The 17,179-nt window shown below is 69.4% G+C and carries 20 protein-coding genes; 7 read left to right on the top strand and 13 right to left on the bottom strand.

Going from position 1 to position 17,179, the window contains the following annotated elements:
- Positions 1-44: 44 nt before the first annotated feature.
- From DVW87_RS09555 to DVW87_RS09535, 5 genes are all read right to left on the bottom strand, one after another.
- Complete coding sequence (locus DVW87_RS09555) at positions 45-548, bottom strand: pyridoxamine 5'-phosphate oxidase family protein (RefSeq protein WP_114687550.1); 504 nt, start codon at positions 546-548, stop codon at positions 45-47.
- Positions 549-1,021: 473 nt separating this feature from the next.
- Positions 1,022-2,200: an acetyl-CoA C-acyltransferase gene (locus DVW87_RS09550; protein WP_114687549.1), complete on the bottom strand. Its 1,179-nt coding sequence runs from the start codon at positions 2,198-2,200 to the stop codon at positions 1,022-1,024.
- A gap of 56 nt (positions 2,201-2,256) precedes the next feature.
- Entirely contained in the window at positions 2,257-2,715 is a 459-nt protein-coding gene (locus DVW87_RS09545) for a MaoC family dehydratase (protein ID WP_114687548.1), read from the bottom strand.
- A 167-nt stretch (positions 2,716-2,882) separates the two neighbouring features.
- Positions 2,883-4,082 (bottom strand): mechanosensitive ion channel family protein, encoded by a 1,200-nt coding sequence (locus DVW87_RS09540; protein WP_114687547.1) that lies wholly within the window; start codon positions 4,080-4,082, stop codon positions 2,883-2,885.
- Complete coding sequence (locus tag DVW87_RS09535; RefSeq protein WP_114687546.1) at positions 4,082-5,107, bottom strand: DNA topoisomerase IB; 1,026 nt, start codon at positions 5,105-5,107, stop codon at positions 4,082-4,084. Before DVW87_RS09535 ends, DVW87_RS09540 begins: the two co-directional genes overlap by 1 nt.
- Before the next feature lie 113 nt (positions 5,108-5,220).
- On the opposite strand from DVW87_RS09535, the gene DVW87_RS09530 reads away from it, so the two are divergent.
- Entirely contained in the window at positions 5,221-5,775 is a 555-nt protein-coding gene (locus DVW87_RS09530; protein WP_114687545.1) for a type 1 glutamine amidotransferase domain-containing protein, read from the top strand.
- Positions 5,776-5,804: 29 nt separating this feature from the next.
- Here DVW87_RS09530 and DVW87_RS09525 read toward each other — a convergent pair whose 3' ends face one another.
- The 4 genes from DVW87_RS09525 to DVW87_RS09515 form a co-directional block, all read right to left on the bottom strand.
- Entirely contained in the window at positions 5,805-7,013 is a 1,209-nt protein-coding gene (locus tag DVW87_RS09525) for an acyltransferase family protein (RefSeq protein WP_239017843.1), read from the bottom strand.
- Positions 6,968-8,359 carry a putative O-glycosylation ligase, exosortase A system-associated gene (locus DVW87_RS09520; protein ID WP_114687544.1) on the bottom strand — a complete coding sequence of 464 codons (1,392 nt, stop codon included), beginning with the start codon at positions 8,357-8,359 and terminating at the stop codon, positions 6,968-6,970. The genes DVW87_RS09525 and DVW87_RS09520 overlap by 46 nt, the downstream gene beginning before the upstream one ends.
- On the bottom strand, positions 8,352-8,495 hold the full coding sequence (locus tag DVW87_RS18085) for a hypothetical protein (protein ID WP_181814787.1): 144 nt from the start codon (positions 8,493-8,495) through the stop codon (positions 8,352-8,354). The genes DVW87_RS09520 and DVW87_RS18085 overlap by 8 nt, the downstream gene beginning before the upstream one ends.
- 203 nt (positions 8,496-8,698) lie before the next feature.
- Entirely contained in the window at positions 8,699-10,555 is a 1,857-nt protein-coding gene (locus tag DVW87_RS09515) for a M61 family metallopeptidase (RefSeq protein WP_114688170.1), read from the bottom strand.
- Positions 10,556-10,692: 137 nt separating this feature from the next.
- Here DVW87_RS09515 and DVW87_RS09510 point away from each other — a divergent pair, with 137 nt between their 5' ends.
- Positions 10,693-10,998 (top strand): hypothetical protein, encoded by a 306-nt coding sequence (locus DVW87_RS09510; protein ID WP_114687543.1) that lies wholly within the window; start codon positions 10,693-10,695, stop codon positions 10,996-10,998.
- Between the two features lie 24 nt (positions 10,999-11,022).
- Here DVW87_RS09510 and DVW87_RS09505 read toward each other — a convergent pair whose 3' ends face one another.
- Complete coding sequence (locus DVW87_RS09505) at positions 11,023-11,712, bottom strand: hypothetical protein (protein ID WP_114687542.1); 690 nt, start codon at positions 11,710-11,712, stop codon at positions 11,023-11,025.
- Positions 11,713-11,805: 93 nt separating this feature from the next.
- Here DVW87_RS09505 and DVW87_RS09500 point away from each other — a divergent pair, with 93 nt between their 5' ends.
- Positions 11,806-13,047: a TIGR04063 family PEP-CTERM/XrtA system glycosyltransferase gene (locus DVW87_RS09500; protein ID WP_114687541.1), complete on the top strand. Its 1,242-nt coding sequence runs from the start codon at positions 11,806-11,808 to the stop codon at positions 13,045-13,047.
- A complete protein-coding gene (locus tag DVW87_RS09495) occupies positions 13,017-13,940 on the top strand; it encodes a hypothetical protein (RefSeq protein ID WP_114687540.1) in 924 nt (307 codons plus the stop codon). The genes DVW87_RS09500 and DVW87_RS09495 overlap by 31 nt, the downstream gene beginning before the upstream one ends.
- Before the next feature lie 25 nt (positions 13,941-13,965).
- Here DVW87_RS09495 and DVW87_RS09490 read toward each other — a convergent pair whose 3' ends face one another.
- Both DVW87_RS09490 and DVW87_RS09485 read right to left on the bottom strand, forming a co-directional pair.
- Complete coding sequence (locus DVW87_RS09490) at positions 13,966-14,238, bottom strand: hypothetical protein (protein ID WP_114687539.1); 273 nt, start codon at positions 14,236-14,238, stop codon at positions 13,966-13,968.
- Complete coding sequence (locus tag DVW87_RS09485; RefSeq protein WP_338056370.1) at positions 14,235-14,420, bottom strand: hypothetical protein; 186 nt, start codon at positions 14,418-14,420, stop codon at positions 14,235-14,237. The genes DVW87_RS09490 and DVW87_RS09485 overlap by 4 nt, the downstream gene beginning before the upstream one ends.
- Positions 14,421-14,535: 115 nt before the next feature.
- On the opposite strand from DVW87_RS09485, the gene DVW87_RS09480 reads away from it, so the two are divergent.
- Positions 14,536-15,168 carry a S24 family peptidase gene (locus DVW87_RS09480; protein WP_114687537.1) on the top strand — a complete coding sequence of 211 codons (633 nt, stop codon included), beginning with the start codon at positions 14,536-14,538 and terminating at the stop codon, positions 15,166-15,168.
- A 4-nt stretch (positions 15,169-15,172) separates the two neighbouring features.
- Here the strand turns inward: DVW87_RS09480 and DVW87_RS09475 are convergent, their stop codons facing one another.
- Positions 15,173-16,057, bottom strand: coding sequence for a M15 family metallopeptidase (locus DVW87_RS09475; protein ID WP_114688169.1), 885 nt, complete (start codon positions 16,055-16,057; stop codon positions 15,173-15,175).
- A 59-nt stretch (positions 16,058-16,116) separates the two neighbouring features.
- On the opposite strand from DVW87_RS09475, the gene DVW87_RS09470 reads away from it, so the two are divergent.
- Together DVW87_RS09470 and arfB are read left to right on the top strand one after the other, a co-directional pair.
- Entirely contained in the window at positions 16,117-16,779 is a 663-nt protein-coding gene (locus tag DVW87_RS09470; protein WP_114687536.1) for an RluA family pseudouridine synthase, read from the top strand.
- A complete protein-coding gene (arfB, locus tag DVW87_RS09465; protein ID WP_114687535.1) occupies positions 16,772-17,170 on the top strand; it encodes an alternative ribosome rescue aminoacyl-tRNA hydrolase ArfB in 399 nt (132 codons plus the stop codon). The genes DVW87_RS09470 and arfB overlap by 8 nt, the downstream gene beginning before the upstream one ends.
- The last annotated feature ends 9 nt before the right edge of the window (positions 17,171-17,179 follow it).

Here is a 17,179-nt window from a genome sequence, read left to right as displayed (position 1 = left end):
CCGGCGCGGGTTCGGAGTGAGCGGGCGGGCGGCCGCTCCCTCGCTCAGGCGGGGCTGCCCTCCGCGGTGGTCGCCACCTTGGCGTGGCTGCTGCTCTCGCTGGCGGTGATCGTCCCGCCGAACAGCATCTTCACCCGGCCGCTGATCGACACGTCGGTTTCCCAGAGTTCGGCGCTCTCGATGTCGATGCGCAGCAGCGCGAGGTTCGGATCTTCCTTGCCGCCCGGAAACCAGGCCTCGACCTGCTTGTCCCACAGCTTGTCGATCAGCGCGCGGTCGTTCTGGATGCTGGCGTTGCCGGCCAGGCAGGCGAAGAAGTCGTGGCCCTTGGACACGAACTGCACCATTGCCGGGCCGCCCTTGGCCGCGCGATTGTCCTTGCCGACGAAGAAGAACAGGGTGTCGACCTGATCCTTGTCGAGCTGCGCCGTCAGCGGTTCGCTATGCTGGCCGTCCATCAGGCCGACCATCATGTAGGGGCTGTCGGCGACCTTCTGCCAGAAGGTGGTCTTGATCTCTTCCACGTTCGTGTTCTGCACCTCGGCCATGTCCCGTCTCCTTTTCGGTTCGGCAGGAGAACGTTCGCGCGGGCGGAGGTTTCCACTTCCAGGCAATCCACAGCGTGCCGGCAACGCGGCGGGTTGCGGCCCCGATTTGTTCCGGTCATATCGGAAGCGGCGGCAATCCTGCCGTCACAACAGAAAGGTGGATGGAATGTCCTTCGCCGATCTGTGCCTGTTCCTGGGCGTGCTCTTCGCCTTTGCGACGCTTGTCGTGAAGATCATCGAAGTGAGACGCAGGGACTAGGTGCCGGGCGGGGCACGGACCGACATCCGTGCCCCAAACGATTTGAGCCCCGATCGCCGACACGACCGGGGCTCACAGAAAGGCGGCGGAATGTCCTTACGCCGTGCCTAGAAGATAATCCGAACAGCCGTCTTGTTCAAGCAACAGAAAAGGGGCGGGCGGCCCGTTTCCGGCCGCTCCGCCCCCCTCTCCTCCCGCTCGTCGCGGTAACTGGTTACAGGACCTCGAACAGGCCGGCCGCGCCCATGCCGCCGCCCACGCACATGGTGACGACCACATGCTTGGCCCCGCGGCGCTTGCCCTCGATCAGGGCATGGCCGGTGCAGCGCGCGCCCGTCATGCCATAGGGATGCCCGATGGAGATGGAGCCACCGTTAACGTTGAGCAGCTCGTCCGGAATGCCCAGCTTGTCGCGGCAATACAGCACCTGCACGGCGAACGCCTCGTTCAGCTCCCACAGGCCGATATCGTCCATCTTGAGGTTGAAACGCTCGAGTAGCTTCGGAATGGCATAAACCGGGCCGATGCCCATCTCGTCCGGCTCGGTGCCCGCCACCGCCATGCCGACATAGCGGCCAAGCGGGGTGAGGCCGCGCTGTTCAGCCAGCTTCTCTTCCATCAGCACGCTGGCCGACGAGCCGTCCGACAGCTGCGAGGCGTTGCCGGCGGTGACCGTGAAATCCGGGCCCAGCACCGGCTGCAACGCGCGCAGCCCGTCGATGTTGGTCTCGGGCCGGTTGCCCTCGTCCTTGGTGAGCGTCGTTTCCTTGTGCGAGACCTCCTTGGTCTCCTTGTTGGTCACTGCCATGGTCGCGGTCACCGGCACGATCTCCTGGTCGAACAGGCCGGCGGCCTGCGCGGCGGCGGTGCGCTGCTGCGACTGGAGCGCATACTGATCGCATTCCTCGCGGCTGATGCCATAGCGCTTGGCGACCACCTCGGCGGTCTGCAGCATCGGCATGTACACGTCCTTGTGCATCGCCAGCAGCTCGTCGTCACGGCCGACGCGCATCTGCGGCGTCTGCACCATGGAGATGCTCTCCACGCCGCCGCCGATGGCGACGTCCATGTTGTCGACGATGATCTCCTTGGCCGCCGTGGCGATCGCCATCAGGCCGGACGCGCACTGGCGATCCAGGCTCATGCCGGCGACCGTCACCGGCAGGCCGGCGCGAAGACCCGCCAGGCGCGCGATGTTGCCCGCCTGCACGCCCTGCTGCAGCGCGGCGCCGAACACCACGTCCTGCACCTCGGCCGGATCGATCTTCGCACGCTCGACGGCCGCCTTGATCGAATGGCTGGCCAGCGTGGGCGAGGGCGTGTTGTTGAACGCACCGCGATAGGCGCGACCGATGGGGGTACGGGCGGTGGAGACGATAACGGCGGAACGCATGGATCATATCCTCTGCAAGGGAAGGGGGAGGAGGCGCCCGGGGGCGCCCGCGAAACTCACACGAACAGCATGCTCATCCACTCGGCGATCAGCGCCGGCTTGTCGCGGCCCTCGATCTCCACGGTGAACTCGGTGGTCTGCTGCCACTGGTTCGGCTTCTTCTCGGCCAGCTCCAGCAGCTTAAAGCGCCCGCGCACCCGCGCGCCCGACGGCACCGGCGTGATGAAGCGGGTTTTGTTGCCGCCATAGTTGATGCCCATCTTCAGCCCCTCGATCTGCGGCTGGTCGGCGACCTTGGACGACAGGAGCGGCATCAGCGACAGCGTCAGGAAGCCGTGGGCGATGGTGCCGCCGAACGGCGTCATCTTCGCCATCTCCGGGTTCACGTGGATGAACTGGTGATCGCCCGTCGCATCGGCGAAGGTGTTGATCATCTCCTGCGTCACCTCGACCCAGTCCGACACGCGCTCCGTGCCGATCTGCTGGGCATAATCCTGGATCGAAATGGCGGCCACGCGAGTTCCCTTTCAGCGATGGAGTGAGCGCGCAAATGGCACTGCCGCCGCGCGGACGCAAGCCCGCCCCGACCGCAATCTCCAAAGCGACAGCAAACGTAACGGAAGGCTGGCCACCGGCGCCGAACCCGATCTTCAAAACCGGCTTGAGGACGCCGTCGAATCGCTTACCGCTCTTCCGGTTGCAGATCGACCCGCTTGACTGGCTGCACGTCCGGATACGGCATCACCAGGTGACCGTCGGGCGCCGCGGTGAACGTCGTCTGCGTGGGGTAGGGGATCGAGATGCCTTCGTCGGCGAACCGTCGCAGGATGGACACGAGCAGGCGGTTGCGCACGCCGTGCGCGGTGCCCCAGTCGTCGCCGGGCACGTCGAACTGGATCGCGAAATCCAGGCTGCTCGCGCCGAAGCTCTCGAACCCGGCACGCGCGGCGGTCGCGCCCTCCGCCTCGATCAGCTCCTTGAGCATGCCGGGCACGCGCTCCAGCACCTCGGGCGGGGTTTCATAGGCGACGCCCACCGTCAGGCTCACCCGCGTATGGTTGCGGGTGGTGACGTTCAGGATTTCCTTGTCGAGCAGGTTCTTGTTGCTGATGACGATCAGCTCGCCGGTATAGGCGCGGATGCGGGTGGACTTCAGCCCGATCGCCTCGATGATGCCGGAATGGCTGCCGAAGCTGATCTTGTCCCCGCGGCGGAACGGCCGGTCGAAGATGATGGCGAGCGCCGCGAACAGGTCGCCGAAGATGCCTTGCGCGGCCAGACCGATGGCGATGCCGCCCACGCCCAGGCCCGCCACCAGCCCGGTGACGTTCACGCCCAGATTGTCCAGCACCACCACGAAGGCGATGGCGAACACCGCAAAGCTGACGAGCAGGCGGATCAGCCCCATCGCCGTCATCAGCGCTTCGCCATGATAGGTATCGGACGAGGTGCGATGCTCGATCGCGCCCAGGATGATCTCGCGCGCCCAGATCGCGACCTGGAACGTGGCCGCCACCGTGAACAGGAAATTGATCGTCTGCGACAGTTCGGGCGGCGTCGCGGCGTAACCGGACACCAGCTTGGCCGCGAGCATCACGATGAAGAAGTTGTTGGTGCGCGTGATCGCGCGGCCGAGGATCGTGTACCAGCCGGTGCGCCGTTTTTCCTCGTCGCTGCCCCCGCGGGAGCACAGGCGCGCGCCGAGCGAGCGCAGCGCGTTGAGCGCAATGACGATCACCGCGCCGATCCCCACGGCGATCAGGATCTGCAACCAATGCGCCTGCAGCCACACCGTGCTGGACCGCCACAGGCTGCTTACCTGCTGGTGGATGTCGGCGGGGTCGATCTGGAGGACGGGAGCGGTCTTGTTCTTGGCACTCATCAGGCCGCTTTACGCTCCGTCGCCTGCCCCTGTTCCAGAAAGTCGATCAACCCGCGTTCGTAGCGGGTCAGATACTGCGTGGATCGCGGCAGCTTGAGCCCGGCCTTGAACGCCGCCTGTGCCGCCTTGTCCTTGCCCAGCTCGATCAGGGTCGGGTGGACATAGGATTTGCGCGCGATCGCCGGCGTGTTGCCCAGCTTCTCCGTGACCGGCTCCAGCAGCGTCTTCAGCCCGATCGGCGCCGGCGCGCTCGCCAGCGTCTCGAACGCCACGACGCTGGCGCCCCAGGTGCGGAAATGCTTGGCGGTGAACTCGCCGCCGGTCGCTTCCTTGATATAGGCGTTGACGTCCGACGAGGTGACGCCGTGCGGCTCGCCGTCCGCGCCGACATACTGGAACAGCTGCTGCCCCGGCAGGTCCTGGCACTTCTTGACGAACCGCGCGAGGCTGCGGTCGGTGATCTTCAGCTTGCGGATCTTGCCCGATTTCGCCTTGTATTCCAGGCTCAGGGTGCCGCCCTTGAACTCGGCATGCTGGTCCCTGAGCGTGGTCAGGCCGTAGCTCTTGTTCGCCTTGGCATAGGTCTCGTTGCCGATCCTGAGCGCCTCGGTATCCAGCAGGCGCACCACCGCGGCCACCGTGCGCTCCTTGCTGTGCCGGCGCTGCGCCAGGTCGCGTTCCACCCGCGCGCGCAGCTTCGTCAGCGCGCGGCCGAACGGCGCGCACAGCTCGTATTTCGCGCTTTCCTGCTGTTCGCGAAAGGTGGTGTGGTAGCGATATTGCTTGCGGCCCTTCTCGTCCCAGCCCACCGCCTGGATGTGCCCGTTCGGGTCCGGGCAGAACCAGCAATCGGTATAGGCGGGCGGCAGGCCCACCGCGTTCAGCCGGTCGATCTCCTCCCGATCGGTGATGCGCGCGCCGTCCGCGTCGTAATAGGCCCAGCCGCCATGGCGCGCGGGCTTGCGGGTGATGCCGGGATCGCTGTCGTCGGAATAGCTGCAGGCGGTGCAAGAGGGTTCGGCCATCGTACCGTCGAAAATGCGCACCCCGTCGCTTCGTTCCTGAAACCGCGCGTGGTTCCGCAACGGGCGTGGCCGACGATCGTTGAGACGGCTCCCCCCAAGCACAGGAATCTCCCATGGCCGATCTCTCCAACGCGCACGTCCTGATCCTAGCCACCGACGGTTTCGAGGAAGCCGAGCTGTTCGATCCCCGCCAGGCGCTGCTGGATGCCGGCGTGAAGGTAACGCTCGCCAGCATCAAGACCGATCCGATCCAGGGCATGGTGCACGACACGCAGCTCGGCCGCACCATCGTGCCCGATCTCACGGTCGAGGACGTCGATACCGACGATTACACCGCCCTGCTGCTGCCCGGCGGGGTCGGCAATCCGGACAAGCTGCGCATGAACGACCGCGCCGTGGAGATCGCCGAGGAGTTCGCCGACGACGGCAAGCTGATCGCCGCGATCTGCCACGGCCCGTGGCTGCTGGTGGAAGCCGATGTGGTGGACGGCCGCCGCCTCACCAGCTGGCCGTCTCTCCGCACCGATCTGGAAAATGCCGGCGCGGAGACGGTGGACGAGCAGGTGGTGGTCGACGGCAATTTCATCACCAGCCGCAAGCCGGACGACATCCCCGCCTTCAACGAGGCGATCCTCAAGGCGCTGAGCGAAGAGCTGGAAGAGGCCTGAGCCCCAACAGCTCGGTCAGGCCTTGTTCGTCACCCCGGCCTTGTGCCGGGGTCCACCCGTCCCTGGGCGACGACCTTCGGTTCGGAGCGATGTCCTTGCGGCGCGGTGGACCCCGGAACGAGTCCGGGGTGACGGGTAGCAGCGAGCGGGGCAGGGAAAAGCCGCCAGCCGTTCACCAAGCGTTGCCCCGGGCGCTCCACCCACCGATACAGCAGCCCCGACGCGATCAGCACCAGCAGCAGGAACGCCGCGATCATCCCCGGCGGCACCGCGTCCGCGTCGCGCACCGCCACCAGCTTGAACCCGCGCCACAGCAGGAAATGGCTGAGATAGGTCGCATAGCTCACCTCCCCCAGCCAGTGCAGCCAGCGCGCCTCCAGCGGATTGCCCGCCCGTCCCGATGTCAGCGCCAGCGCGAGCAGCAGCGCGGCAAAGGTCGGCGGCACCGCGAGCGTCTCCGGCACGCCCAGCGCCCAGGCGATCGCGCACGATCCGGCGACGCCCGCACAGCCCAGCGCCACTCGCGGCCGCTCCCGCCAGCGCAGCCACAGCGCGCACATCGCGGTTCCGGCGGCGAACTCGCACAGGCAGCGCACCAGTCCGAACCGCGCGATGTCGGTGCCCAGCGTCAGCGCCGGCGCCATCGCGCTCGCCAGCAGCACAAACGCCGCCGCCACCGCCGCCAGCACGGCCGGTGCCGGCAGCCGCCGCCAGTCCACGGCGAGCACCAGCAGCGGGAACAAGAGGTACGCGCCCAGCTCCGCCGAGATCGACCACGCCGGATCGTTCCATGCCAGCCGGTCGGTGAAGCCCCAATTCTGCACCAGCAGCACGTGGAGCGGCAGTTGCGCCCAGGGGAAGCTCACCGGATCGGCGCGACGGGTGATCTGCAACAGCGCCGCCAGCGCCACCGCGCCGGCCAGGGTGAACAGGTGCAGCGGCCAGATCCGCGCCACCCGCTTCTTCAGGAACGCCGGCACGCCCGCCGGCCCGCTCTTGCGCAACCGCTCGCCCCAGGCCAGCCAGATCACGAAGCCGGACAGGAGGAAGAAGAAGTCCACCGCCAGGTAACCCTTGGCGAGCACCGCTTCCGCTCCCGCCGGCAGCCCTGCAATGCTGCCCCGGATATGGTAGAGCACGATCCACCACGCCGCGATCCCGCGCGCGGAGGTGAGCGCGCGAAGCTCGCCCGTCACACCGCCACCGCGGCGGCCCGGCGGCGCACGATCGGCCGCCACGCGCGCTCCTCGCGCCGACGCTTGAGGTACGTGTCCAGCCCGATCTGCGCGCCCACCAGCATGTAGATGAACGGCTGAAACGCGATGGCGATGAAGCAGGCGCCCAGCAGGTAGCACAGGTGCGCCGATTGCAGGGCGGAGGCGAGCGGGGCGACCCACTCCTCGCCGGGCTGCGGGCGGCGGTATCGGCGGCGCAGCACTTCCATGCGCAACAGCCCGCCGACGCTGATCCCCAGCCACATCAGGAACCCCGGCCAGCCCTGTTCGCCCAGCATCTCGAAATAGGCGGAGTGGAACGCGCGCGCCTTGTCATAGACGACTTTGGACCCGCTCGTATCGGCGGGCGCCCCGGCCGGCGCCGCGCCCGGCTGCCCGCCCGCCGCCACGTCGGGCGAAACCTGCAGGTCCAGGCGGATGCGGTTCTGGCGGTACATCTCGAACCCGCCGCCCATCGGATGCTCCTTCACATACTCCCAGGTCCACGCCCAGACGGCGAGCCGGGTGGAGGCGCTTTCGTCGCCCTTGTAGGTCTTGATCGTCTCCATCCGCCCGGTGAAGGATTTGGGCAGGAACGGCACCGCGGCCAGCCCCATCGCGCCGATCAGCCCCAGGTACAGGAACTTGCGGCGCGTGTTGCGCAGCATCAGCACCGCGAGCAGCCCGATGCACAAGAGCCCCGTGCGCGTGGAGGTGCCGATCGGGATCAGGAGGCAGGCGAAGATGTAGGCGGCGCAGAAGCCCTTCACCTTCCAGTCGGGCTTCACGATCGTGCCGTGCTTGGCGAACCACAGGATAACCGGGATGATCGCGATCGCCACCGTCGAGATCGTCGATCCCTCGTACAGGCCCGAATTGCTGCTCACCATCAGGTTCAGCGACCCGTAGCCGCCGCCGCTCGCCAGCGTCTTGATCCCGCCCACGATGACGATCGACGCGGCCGACGCGATCATGAAGAACAGCAGCGCCTCGATGCGCAGCTTGGTGCGGAGCGTCAGCGGCAGGAAGATCGCGAACGCCAGCGCCTTCCACACCCATTCCCATTTCTCCGCCGCCTCCACCGGGAAATCGGCCGCCTTGGTGGTGATGAAGCACCAGACGAGCAGCAGCAGCATGAGGCCCTGGCGTGGGGCGAAGCGGCTGTCCGCCTTGTTGTCCATCAGCGCCCAGCCGAGAATGCACAGGCCGAAGGCGATGGCCGAGATCGGCACCGAGTTGAGCAGCAGGTAGGTCAGCCGCTGCGGCGAGACGTTGTCGATATAGACATAGGCCAGCACGAAGATGAACGGCTTCTTGAATCCCGCCCCGAAGATCGCGAGCAGAAAGGCGATAAAGACGAGGTCACGCATCGCCGGGGCCCATGGGGGGCGGGCTCGCCTCGTCGCGCAGCGATGGCTCGACGTCGAGGTCGGGCCGCTGCAACAGCATCCACACGCACAGCAGCATCAGGCCATGACTGATCGCCAGCGCGAAATTGTCGATCATCGTGCCCGTCCCATGCCGAAGGTGGCGGCATAGGGCAGGGGAGTTGAGGCCGGGTTAAGCGGTCGAGAGAGGCGGCTCCCTTCCTGTTCCCCGGCGAAGGCCGGGGTCCGGTTGGAAAAACGGCCATGGGAAGCTGCGGCGCTTCATCACCGAAACCTTGCCAGCTGGACCCCGGCCTCCGCCGGGAAACCCCGAGAGCTACGTCACTGGCCGAGCCAGCTCTTGCGGAATGCCGCCTGCTGCGGGTTCAGCGTGCCGCCGGTGGCTTCCACCCGCACCACTTCCAGCATCGGATCGGCCGCGGCGGTCACCGTCGCCCGCTGTTCCCCGCCGCGATTGCGCCACACGAGCGCGACCTTCTGGCCGGGCTTCAGCGCCGCCGTCGCCGTCGACCAGGTTGAGGCGTCCGCCACCGGCGCACCGTTCACGCTCACCAGCACGTCGCCCCTGTCCAGCCCGGCGGTGTATAGCGGGCTCCCCGTCACCGGGATCTGGTCCAGCGCCACGGCGCCGCCTTCCACCGACACGCGCGTCGCGCCGAGCCAGCCATGGTCCGGACGCGCGGGGCGCAGCACCAGCCCGGCCGGCGCCAGCAGCGGGGCGAAGTCGGGCAGGGCGGAGCCGCGCACGGAGGTGTCGAAAAAGCTCCTGGCGAACGCCGGATCGCGCGTCAGCTGCGCCAGCGCGGTCTCGATCGTCGCCTGCGTATAGGGCCTGGCCGGCGCGTAGTTCGCCTGAAACTGCCCGTTGCTCGTCCACAAGGCGCGCATCAGCGCATCCAGGCTCGATCCGTACCGCTCGCGCAGCGTGAGGTCGAGCGCCAGCCCGATCACCGCGCCGTACGGGTAGTAGGACAGCGAGATGTTGCCGTTCGAGGGATCGATCGCGGTGGCCGCATCGCTGAACGGCGCGCGCAGGCTCTGCTCCTGCGGCCCGCCATAGCGCCGCGCCGGCGAGTTGAGGACGCCGCCCAGCGTGCCGCCGAGCACCCGCAGATAATCGTCCAGGCTGCTTTCGCCCGCACGGCGGATCATCAGCGGGCCGTAATATTGCGTGAAGCCCTCGGCCACCCACAGGCTGGGCGTGGCGTTCGCGCGGGTGAAGTCGAACGGCTCCAGCTCGGCCGGGCGCAGCCGCTCCACGTTCCAGGCATGGACGAACTCGTGGCTCGCCGTGTCGAGCTGGCGGAAGTTCGCGTCCTTCAACGAGCGCGGCTGGCTGATGAAGGTGGAGTTGCGATGCTCCATCCCGTCGCCGTCGATCTGCGGCATATAGTCGGCAATGAAGGTATAGGTGCCGAAGTCGAAGGCCGGCGGCCCGCCGAACAGCTTGAAATGCTGGTCGATCGTGCGCCTGAGCTTCGCGGTGAACGTATCCACGTCCGCGTCCGTGTCCTCGCTGTGCACCGCCAGCCGCATGGTGTAGCTCTTGCCGCCGGCGCCGGCCTGCTGCCATTCGCGCAGGCGGAAGTCGGCAAGCTCGGTCGGCGAGTCCATGAAATATTGCAGGTGCGGCGCCCAGAAGGTGGTGGTGCTGCCCGCCGCAGCCGGCAGCTGCGTTGCCACCTTCCAGCCCTTCAGCGGATGGAAGGTCACCCGGATCGGCCGATCGTCATAGCCGCGCGCCCACAGGAACGTCGCCGGCATGTTGAGGTGCGCGTGCGTCGGGTCGATCTGCGCATAGGTGCCGTCGCCGCGATCGCCGTACAGCGTGTACGAAACCGTCACCGTGTCGCCGGTCGCCGCCACCCGCCAGCTATAGGGATCGGTGCGATCCACGCGCAGCGGCTTGCCCGCGCCGTCGGTCGCCGTCACCGAATAGACGTTCTTGGCGAACTCGTGCAGCGCATAGCGGCCGGGCGAGGAGCGGGCCATGCGGAACTCCACCGGCCCCGGCGTCAGCCCGCGATAGGTCACGCTGATCCGCGCCTCGTGATGCGCCGCGCCGTCGAAGCGCACGTCGTAGCTCACCGGCGCGCGCGGCCCCGGATCGCGCGCCTGCTGCCCGTGCGCCGTACCCGCCACCAGCGCCGCCAGCGCCGCACCCCACCAAAGCTTCATGCTGTTCCCCTGTTCCACTTTCGGTGGCAGCATAGGCGGCGTGTTGTGCCGCTGCCAACTGCCAAGCGGCGGCGCGACATGGCGGGCGGCGCCCCCTGTCGGCGCTCGGCCGCACCTTGCGACAAGGAGTTCGATCCATGAAGCTCACGATCACCGCCGCTCTTCTCTTCGCCGCGGGCACGCCCGCGCTCGCGCAGCAGACCCCCACGGCGCCCCCGCCCGCCGACACGCAGCTGGGCACCGCTCCCGAAGCGTCGGCCCCCGCCGCTTCGCCGGACTCCACCCTGACCGACGCGGAGCAGAAGACGCTCGCCAGATGTGCCGCCATGTCCCCTGCGCAGCAGGCGCAGAGCTCCAAATGCTCCAAGGTGATGGTCAAGGCCGGCAAGGGCGATCCCGCCCATTATCGCGGGCCGAAGCCGGGAGCGAACGAGCTCCATTGATCCTCCGTGCCGCCGCCCGGCTCGTCAGAACGGCGGGGGAGGCGGCGGCTTCAGCCGGCAGCGGCCGCGCTTCGCCTCGCGCAGGCCGTTCTGCCACCGCCGCCGCGCCTCGGTGGTCGCCCGGCGCAGCGGCAGCGGTGCGTCGATCGCCAGCCAGGGGACGGCATCCGGCCGGTCGGCGAACGTCCAGCGCAGCCGCCCGCCCTTTTCCAGCGCGGCGATGCAGCCGCGCTCGTCCTGGCCGATGAACGGCACGGGAAAGACAAGCGGCGCACGCACGCTGTCGGACGGCGGCTCGGCCGACAGATCCGCCGACAGCCTCACGCCGGAGCCGCAGTCCAGCCGCAACGAGCCGATCCCCTTGCGGTGGCCAGCCGAGTCGCGGAACTCGTACCCGGCAAAGCCGACATGCGGCGAGGTGAGGGGAGAGGCGCCGCCCGCCGTCTCGAAGCGCATCTGGCTGAACGTCACGCGGAACGGCGCCGTCATGCGGGCGCCGTGCAGCGTCATCGCGGCCGCGGGCACCTCATGGTCCAGCGCGAAGTCGGACTCGCCGTTGAACAGATACTGGGTCAGGCGAAAGCCGCTGCCGATGTCCCGATCCGCACCGCCGCCGCACCATGGCGTCGGCGGGCTCGCCGGGCCGCTTCCTTGTGCCAGCAGCAGCCCGATCGCCGCCGCCAATGCCGCTCCGTTCATGCGCGCCTCCGCCATGTTCTCCCGGACACACGGTAGAGACGCCGCAACCGAAGCGCCACGTCCGGCCGTGCTTACCCTGCCTTAATCCTGCCGCGCTACTTATGCCGCATGCGCATCCTCCATGTTCTCGATCACGGCCTGCCGCTGCATTCGGGCTATACCTTCCGCACCCGCGCGATCCTGAAGGCGCAGGAGGCGCGCGGGTGGGAGGTCGCCGCCGTCACCGGCCCGCGCCACCAGGGCGAGGCGCCGCCGGAGGAAGTGGTGGACGGTTTGCGCTTCTTCCGCACGCCGCCGGCCCGCGCGCTGCCCGCGCCGCTGGGCGAGGCGGCGGAGATCCACGCCTTTTCGCGCCGCATCGACGCCGCGGTGGCGGCGTTCCGGCCGGACATCCTCCACGCCCATTCGCCGGTACTCGACGGGCTGGCCGCCCTGCGCGTGGCGCGCCGTCGCGATTTGCCGCTCGTCTACGAGATCCGCGCCTTCTGGGAGGATGCGGCGGTGGGCAACGGCACGGGGCGCGAGGGATCGCTCCGCTACCGCGCCACCCGCGCACTGGAAACCTGGACCGTGCGCCGCGCGGACGCGGTGGCCGTGATCTGCGAGGGGCTGCGCGGCGATCTGGTCGCGCGCGGGGTCGAGAGCGACAAGATCATCGTCTCGCCCAACGGTGTCGACCTTTCCGTGTTCGGCACGCCGCTCTCACACGACGCGGCGCTTGCCGCCGAGCTCGGCCTCGCCGGCAAGGAAGTGATCGGCTTTCTCGGCAGCTTCTACGATTATGAGGGGCTGGACGACCTGATTGCCGCCATGCCCCGGCTCGTGGAGTCGCGCCGCAATGCGCACCTGTTGCTGGTCGGCGGCGGGCCGATGGAGGCGGCGTTGCGCGCGCAGGCCGCGGCGTCCCCGGCAGGCGATCGCATCCATTTCGTCGGCCGGGTGCCGCACACGCAGGTGGATCGCTATTACAGCATCGTCGACGTGCTCGCGTATCCCCGCAAGAAGATGCGCCTGACCGACCTCGTCACGCCGCTGAAGCCTCTGGAGGCCATGGCGCAGCGCAAGCTGGTCGCCGCCTCCGATGTGGGCGGGCATCGCGAACTCATCCGCGACGGCGATACCGGCACCTTGTTCGCCCCTGATGACCCATCGGCCCTTGCCACGGCGCTGGCCGGGCTGCTTGCGGACCGGTCCGGCTGGGAAGCGCGCCGCGACCGTGCCGCGGGCTTCGTCGCGGCAGAGCGGGACTGGGCGGTTAACGTGGCCAATTACGAGGTCGTTTACCAAAAACTCACCGGTCAGCCGGTATCCCCGTCGTCATGGTCGCGTATCTCCGCTCTCAACGCCTGACGCTGCCGATCGCGCCGACCCTGGCGGTGGCGGCCGGGCTTCTGCTGGCGCTCGGGTTCCTGCTGGTGCCGATCGGCTGGCTGGAAGCCGCCGCGGTGAACAGCGGGTTGGCCGGCCTGCTCGGCGCCGCGCAGCCGCCGCTGGGCAACACCGCGCGCATGGTGCTGATCTCCGGCGTGGCCGGCGGCACCACCTTTCTCGTGTGGCTGGCGCTGTACCTCTCCCTTGGCGAGCGTTCGATCACGCTTCGCGCGCCCTCCGCACACGCGCGCGCCAGAAAGTCGCGGCCGGCACGGGCTCGCCCGAAGACCCGGCGCGCAGACGCCCATCCCGACGCGCCGGCCCGCAAGCCGCTCAGCGCCACGCAGGAGCTCGGCACGCCCTTTCTCGACGTCCGCGCCCCTGCCGCGCCGCCTGCCGAGCGCGCGCTGCCGACCGATCTCGACACGCCCCTGGCGGCCTTTGATCCCGCCGCCATTCCGGCCGAGCCGCTCGCCTGGGAGGCCCCGCGCCCCGCGCCGCGCGCTGTCGTGCTGGAGCCGGGCGAGCGGATCGAGACGTTCGACCTCACCCCATTGTCGAAGGCGCCGACGGAAGCGGGGTCGCCCATTCCGCTGCGCGCCGCCCGCTGGCTGGCCGAGGATCCCGCGCCCCTCCCGGTGCCGGCGCCCGCCGCGGAGCAGACCGCGCCGGCTGTCGCCCAACCGCCGGCTGCGCCCGCTGCCGCTCGCGAGGCCACGCCGCCGCGCCCGGAGCCTGCGCGCGATCCTTCCGCCAGCATCCATGCGCTGCTGGACCGGCTGGAGGCCGCCGCCCGGCCGCTGCCGCCGCTACCGGTCAACGGCGTGCAGACCATGCTCGCCTCCCTGCGCGAACTGGCGGTTCGCGCCTGAGCAAGTGCCGGGCGCGGCGCGGGCATCAGGCCTCCACCAGCGTCAGCGCCTCGATGCGCACCACGGCGCCGTCCGGCTCGCGTTGCACCGAGGTGACCGATACGTCCGCAACCAGATGCCCGCGCAACGCGATCTCCGCCTCCGGCAGCGACGAAAGCCACGCATCCAGCGCCTCCGTCGCCGGTCCGGCCAGCAGCAGATCGTGCCGCGCCCCGGTGAACGTGGCGCTGGACCAGCTGGTGGCGATCGATCGAGCGACCACCAGCGAACAGCCCGCGTCCCGCGCCGAGCGGATCATCCACCGGTCGAGCTGCGCCTGCGCCGAGGGCGGGGCGGCATCGCCTGCGCGGCCAGGAACGCGCGGATGGAGGCCGTCACGCGGTCGCTGGTGACGCGGCCGCGACGCAGGTCGTGCACCAGCCTCGGGTCGCGGATCGCCAGCCGCCCGAACCGCGTCTCCGCCATCTTTGTTTCGCGCAAAAAGCATTCGACCTCCTCCAAAACCGACATGAGCTCGCCCCGTGATTCTCATGTTCCGTATCTGTTCTTATCAGTGGCGCTTGTCTAGGAAAAATTCCTAGGCTAGGTCATTTTGATGGAAATGGCCGATTCCCGCGCCACGCTGCTCGCCCTTGCCGAGGAGCATGGCGAAACCCTCGCTGCGCTGTCCCGGCTGATCGGCCGCAACGAGGCGTACCTCCAGCAGTTCGTCCGCCGCGGCACGCCTCGCCGGCTGGCCGACGCCGACATCACGCGACTGTCCCGCTATTTCGGCGTCAGCGAGGCGGAGCTGTCCGGCGCGGCGGTCGTGCCGCCGCTCCCGGTCGTCCCCGCGCGACGCCTCGATGTCGCCGCGGCGGCAGGTTCGGGTAGCTGGGTGGAGGAGGAGCGCCAGCTCGGCGAGGTGCAGTTCGACCGCGGCATGCTCGGCCAACTGGGGGTCGCAACCCGGCGCCTCGCGCTCGTCACCGCGCGCGGCGAGTCGATGCTGCCGGCGATCCGCGACGGCGACCAGGTGCTGGTGGACGAGGGGGACACGGGCGTACCCGCGGCCGGCGCGGTGTTCGTCCTGCGGCTCGACGGCGTGGTGATGGTCAAGCGGGTGCAGCGGCTCGGCGACCGCCTGCTCCTGTCCAGCGACAATCCGGATTACCCGGCCATCCCCGCCCGCCGCGTCGAGGAGGTGACGGTGCTCGGCCGCGCCGTCGCCATCACCCGCCGGCTCTAGCGGATCAGCGCACCGGCACCGGGCTGCGCCACGGTGTGGGCGTCGCGGTCGGCACCGGGCTGCGCCACGGCGATGGCGTGGGAGGGGGCGTGGGAGCCGGCGTCGGAACCGGCGCGGGCATCGCCGCGGGTGCCCGCCACCCGGTCAGCGGCGTTCCCGTGCTCAGCCGCACCGCCTGGATCCAGCGGTCGCCCGCATCGTTCACCCGCGGCTCGCCGGGGAACTGCCGCCGCGCGCGCACGAACGTCACCCGCGCCGCCGCCGCGCCGGGCTCGGTGATCGCATAGCCGACCCAGCGCCAGTGCCACGGCTCCCAGGTGACGCCCTGCGCATTGTCGTGCGGGAACGACATCTCGAACCCGAAGCGCGGGCCGTTGGCGATCAGCCAGCGCCCCGCCGGCGTGTTCGCCAGGCACGGGCTCAGCACCGCGCACCCCCGGTCCGCCACCGCAAAGTCCAGCGCATAGCCGGTGGCGTGCTCGCTGAACCCGGGCGGCCCGGAGGACCGCGCCCGCGCCGCCGCGTCATGGCAGGCGTCCACCCCGCGGCAGAACACCTGGCTCTGATAGGCGACCGACCGATGGCAGGAGATGCCGAACAGCCGGCCCTTCACCTCCGGCACTTGGTTGGCCGCTTCAAGCAGGCGCAGGAGGTCCGGCGCCATGTCGCGGTGCACGCGGCATTCCTTGCTGTAGCCGAAGCCCGGGATCGCGACGAGCTGCCACGACGGCGCCTCGGCATAGGGCAGGTGGCCGAGCAACCGGCCGTCGCCGCCCGGCGCGACGAACTGCGCCGTGCACAGCAGGATCGCGCCGACATGCGCCTGCGCCGACGCGGTGGGCAGCAACGCCGCCGCCCAGGCAAACAGCCTGCCGATTCCCCCGATCATTCCGCGCATAGCCAGCAGGAGGTCTGGCATGACGGGCAAGGGAATGGCAAGGCGTTGCGATGCTCGCAAACAATGTTCTTTTCCTCGACGGCGAGGCGCTGGTGATCGACAAGCCCGCCGGCCTCCCCGTCGATCCGCCGCGCAACGGCGGCATCAGCCTCGACAATCACCTCGCCGGCCTCACCTTCGGCTTCAAGCGCTGGCCGGTGCCGGTGCACCGGCTGGACCGCGACACCTCCGGCTGTCTCCTCCTGTCGCGCAATCCCAAGGCGCATGCCCGGCTCCAGCAGGCGTTCGAGCAGGGGCTGGTGCAGAAGCGCTACATCGCGGTGCTCGACGGCATTCCTTCCGGCGAGGAAGGCATGATCGACCTGCCGCTCGCCAAGGTCAGCACCCGCGAGGCGGGCTGGCGCATGACGGGCGACCCCTCCGGCAAGTCCGCGCGCACGGCCTGGCGCGTTCTGCGCGTGGCGGACGGCCGCGCGCTGGTGGAACTGCGCCCGGAGACCGGCCGTACGCACCAGATCCGCGTCCACGCCGCCGAAGGGCTCGGCGCGCCGGTGCTCGGCGATCCGGTCTACGGGCAGGGGCAGGGGCCGCTGATGCTCCACGCCGCCGAACTCACCGTGCCGCGCGAGGGCAAGGAGCCGGTCCACGCCGTCGCGCCCACGCCCGAGCGCTTCGTTGCCGCCGGGTTCGCCCCCGACCCTGTCGATGCGTGACGTGCCGGAGGACGCGATCGAGGAGCGCTTCCTCGCCGCGACCGGCCCGGGCGGGCAGAACGTCAACAAGGTCGCCACCGCGGTGCAGCTGCGGGTGGACGTGTTTCGCCTCGGCCTGCCGCCTTATGCCTATCAGCAGCTCAAGGTGCTCGCCGGCAGCCGGCTCACCTCCGGCGGCACGCTGGTGCTCACCGCGCGCCGGTATCGCACGCAGGAGGCGAACCGCGAGGACGCGCGCGCGCGCCTGGCCGAGCTGCTCGACAAGGCGCACGAGCGGCAGGCGCGCCGCGTCGCCACCAAGCCGAGCCGCGCGGCCAAGGCGCGACGGGTGGATGCGAAGAAAGGGCGAAGCACGATCAAGGCCGGCCGCGGCAAGGTGCATCTCGACTGACGCCGGCGG

Source organism: Sphingomonas aracearum, from assembly GCF_003345355.1.
In the GTDB taxonomy this organism is placed as follows: Bacteria; Pseudomonadota; Alphaproteobacteria; order Sphingomonadales; family Sphingomonadaceae; genus Sphingomonas; species Sphingomonas aracearum.
This window is presented reverse-complemented; position numbering and strand designations above follow the sequence as displayed.

Bases quoted from the DNA above. Each gene is read 5' to 3' on its own strand.
- DVW87_RS09555 (WP_114687550.1), bottom strand. From the start codon at position 548: ATGGCCGAGGTGCAGAACACGAACGTGGAAGAGATCAAGACCACCTTC.
- DVW87_RS09550 (WP_114687549.1), bottom strand. From the start codon at position 2,200: ATGCGTTCCGCCGTTATCGTCTCCACCGCCCGTACCCCCATCGGTCGC.
- DVW87_RS09540 (WP_114687547.1), bottom strand. From the start codon at position 4,082: ATGAGTGCCAAGAACAAGACCGCTCCCGTCCTCCAGATCGACCCCGCC.
- DVW87_RS09535 (WP_114687546.1), bottom strand. From the start codon at position 5,107: ATGGCCGAACCCTCTTGCACCGCCTGCAGCTATTCCGACGACAGCGAT.
- DVW87_RS09530 (WP_114687545.1), top strand. From the start codon at position 5,221: ATGGCCGATCTCTCCAACGCGCACGTCCTGATCCTAGCCACCGACGGT.
- DVW87_RS09520 (WP_114687544.1), bottom strand. From the start codon at position 8,359: ATGCGTGACCTCGTCTTTATCGCCTTTCTGCTCGCGATCTTCGGGGCG.
- DVW87_RS18085 (WP_181814787.1), bottom strand. From the start codon at position 8,495: ATGATCGACAATTTCGCGCTGGCGATCAGTCATGGCCTGATGCTGCTG.
- DVW87_RS09515 (WP_114688170.1), bottom strand. From the start codon at position 10,555: ATGAAGCTTTGGTGGGGTGCGGCGCTGGCGGCGCTGGTGGCGGGTACG.
- DVW87_RS09510 (WP_114687543.1), top strand. From the start codon at position 10,693: ATGAAGCTCACGATCACCGCCGCTCTTCTCTTCGCCGCGGGCACGCCC.
- DVW87_RS09505 (WP_114687542.1), bottom strand. From the start codon at position 11,712: ATGGCGGAGGCGCGCATGAACGGAGCGGCATTGGCGGCGGCGATCGGG.
- DVW87_RS09500 (WP_114687541.1), top strand. From the start codon at position 11,806: ATGCGCATCCTCCATGTTCTCGATCACGGCCTGCCGCTGCATTCGGGC.
- DVW87_RS09495 (WP_114687540.1), top strand. From the start codon at position 13,017: ATGGTCGCGTATCTCCGCTCTCAACGCCTGACGCTGCCGATCGCGCCG.
- DVW87_RS09490 (WP_114687539.1), bottom strand. From the start codon at position 14,238: ATGATCCGCTCGGCGCGGGACGCGGGCTGTTCGCTGGTGGTCGCTCGA.
- DVW87_RS09480 (WP_114687537.1), top strand. From the start codon at position 14,536: ATGGAAATGGCCGATTCCCGCGCCACGCTGCTCGCCCTTGCCGAGGAG.
- DVW87_RS09475 (WP_114688169.1), bottom strand. From the start codon at position 16,057: ATGATCGGGGGAATCGGCAGGCTGTTTGCCTGGGCGGCGGCGTTGCTG.
- DVW87_RS09470 (WP_114687536.1), top strand. From the start codon at position 16,117: ATGCTCGCAAACAATGTTCTTTTCCTCGACGGCGAGGCGCTGGTGATC.
- arfB (WP_114687535.1), top strand. From the start codon at position 16,772: ATGCGTGACGTGCCGGAGGACGCGATCGAGGAGCGCTTCCTCGCCGCG.